This window comes from Streptomyces anatolicus, assembly GCF_019400875.1.
In the GTDB taxonomy this organism is placed as follows: Bacteria; Actinomycetota; Actinomycetes; order Streptomycetales; family Streptomycetaceae; genus Streptomyces; species Streptomyces anatolicus.
In genome coordinates this window covers 1-2,594 of the sequence record NZ_WMBF01000686.1, presented here as the reverse complement: position 1 = coordinate 2,594, position 2,594 = coordinate 1, and the positions used below count along the sequence as shown (strand labels likewise).

Sequence of the window (2,594 nt, the reverse complement as noted above, 5' to 3'; positions counted from 1 at the left end):
GCGAGGGTGTGGGCGGGGGTGTGGGTGGCACTGACGTGTCGCGTGGCAGCGGGCCCGCCGCGGAGCGGCCCCTCAGGCCCCCCTTCACCGGCATACGGCGAACGCGTCGAGCGCCACGGCGCCCTGCCCCCGTGGCAGCACCATCAGCGGATTGATGTCCAGCTCCGCGAGCGAACCGCTCAGCTCCAGCGCCAGCCGCTCCACGCGCAGCACGACTTCGACGAGCGCGTCGACATCCGCGGGCGGCGCTCCCCGCACGCCTTCCAGCAGGGCACGCCCCCGCAGGTCGTGGAGCATCGCCTTCGCCTGGTCCTCCCCGAAGGGCGGCACCCGCACGGCCACGTCCCGAAGGACCTCGACGAGCACACCGCCGAGCCCGACCGTCACGGTCGGCCCGAAGAGGGGGTCCTGGGTGACGCCGACGACCATCTCGACGCCCCGCTCGACCATCTGGCAGACGAGGACACCGTCCAGCGGCACGTCCTCGTAGCGGGCGATGTCCGTCAGCTCCCGATAGGCGTCCCGCACCTGGCTCGCCGAGGTCAGACCGATCTTCACCAGACCCAGCTCGGTCTTGTGCGCGATCCGGGCCCCCGAGGCCTTCATGACCACCGGGTAGCCGACGAGCCCGGCCGCGCGGACGGCCGCCGCCGCGCTGGTCACCAACTGCTCACGCGGTACGCGAATCCCGTACGCGCGCAGCAGCTGTTTCGCCGCGTGCTCGCTCAACTGCTCGCCGGGCCGCATCAGGGCCTGCGCCTTGCGGAAGGAGGGGGAGGGGGTGCGCGGCGCCTCGTCGAAGGGGGAGCGGTAGCCGGTGGTGAAGCGGTGGTGGTCCAGATAGGCGCGCACCGCCGTGATGCAGTTGGCGAAGGTGCGGAAGGTGGCGACGCGCGAGGAGCCGAGGAGCGTACGGCGGTAGGCGTCCTCGGTGCCGACGGGCGAGCCCCACACCACGCACACCAGTTTGTCCGTCTCCTCCGCCGCGTCCACGAGGTCCTGCGCGAGCTTGTCGCTCATCGGCGGGAAGGGCCCGGTGATGGGGCAGATGACTACGCCCACCTGCGGATCGTCGAGGATCGCGTCGATGATCCTGCGGCCGCGCCAGTCGCCCACGGGGTGGCCGCCGTTGTCGACGGGGTTGGCGACGTTCAGATACTCCGGTATCCACTGGTGCAGTTCCGCCTGCTTGGCGGCGGAGAGCGTGGGCAGGGTGAGGCCCGCCTCGGTCGCCAGGTCCGAGAAGTGCGCGCCCGTGCCGCCCGAGATCGAATACACGGCGACGCCCTCGGCCGACGGCCTGCGGGCCCGGGCCAAGAGGGCGGAGGTGTCCTGGAGTTCGTCGAGCCCGTCGACGCGGATCACGCCGAACTGCCGCATCGCCGCGTCCACCACGGCGTCGGCGCCGGTCAGTTTGCCGGTGTGTGAGGCGGCCGTGCGGGCGCCGGTCTCGGTGCGGCCGACCTTGACGGCGACGACGGGCACGCCCTGTCGGGCCGCGCGGTCGGCGGCGAGCAGGAAGGCGCGGCCGTCCTTCAGGCCCTCGACGTAGCAGGCGATGGCGCCGACCTCGGGGCGTTCGGCGAAGTAGGAGAGGAAGTCGGAGGTCTCCAGGTCGGCCTCGTTGCCGGTGGGGGCCCAGTGGGAGAGGCGGATGCCGAGTTCCTGGAGGGTGAAGACGGGGCGGCCCTGGTGGCCGGATTGGGTGATCAGCGCGATGGCGGGACCTTCGAGATCGTCGCGGAACTTTTCGAAGGCGTTGAGATTGGTGTTGGGCCCGAGCAGCCTGAGGCCCGAGCCGTGTACGGCGGCGGCGAGGCGGGCCTGGGCGGCGGCGCCCTCCGCGCCGGTCTCGGCGAACCCGGAGGCGAAGGCGACGGCGAAGCGCACCTTCGCCTCGGCCAGCTGCTCGATCACCGGCAGCGGGTCGGCGACCAACAGCACGGCGAGGTCGACCTGTTCGGGCAGGTCGGCGACGGAAGGGGAGCAGGGGATGCCGAAGACGGAGTGACGGGTGGGGTGCACGGGGTGCAGCCGCGCGCCGACCCGCTCGGCCCAGGCGATGAGCTGCCGGGTGATGCCGGCGTGGGGGCGGCCCTCGGCGTCCGAGGCGCCGATGACGGCGACGGACTCCGGGCGGAAGAACCGGTCGAGGTCGGGCACGTCGGCGTGCAGCGGCCGGCCGCTGACGTCCAGGTCGTCCGCGGTGAGGGCGCTGCCGTGGACGGCGGAGGGAGGGAGTTCGCCGCAGGCCACGACGTGCGCGCGGCGGGGGTCGGTGGTGAAGGTGCCGTGAGTCGATCCAAGCATCGGGCCACCCGCTCCTCTGTGACAGCAACTACTGACGCGTAGTCAGGTTACTGAACTGACGGAGCGTCAGGAATGCTTGTGCAGGCAAAGGCCGGGGGATTCAGCGGTTTCCTGGTACGGGTTTGTTGTGGTTGGGCGCGCAGTTCCTCGCGCCCCTGGCGGGGCGCCTTTGCGAGGGGCTCGGGGGGTTAGGGGGCTATTGCCTTGGCTATTTTCCGGGCGTCTTTGGCCAGTTCGCGGAGTGTGCCGCTGATGGGGTTGGTGAAGCCGGTGAAGTACAGGTT

Annotated in this window: 1 protein-coding gene; it reads right to left on the bottom strand. The window is 71.5% G+C overall.

Going from position 1 to position 2,594, the window contains the following annotated elements:
• Window positions 1-84: 84 nt before the first annotated feature.
• On the bottom strand, window positions 85-2,310 hold the full coding sequence (locus tag GKQ77_RS31375) for an acetate--CoA ligase family protein (RefSeq protein ID WP_219692506.1): 2,226 nt from the start codon (window positions 2,308-2,310) through the stop codon (window positions 85-87).
• Window positions 2,311-2,594 lie beyond the last annotated feature (284 nt).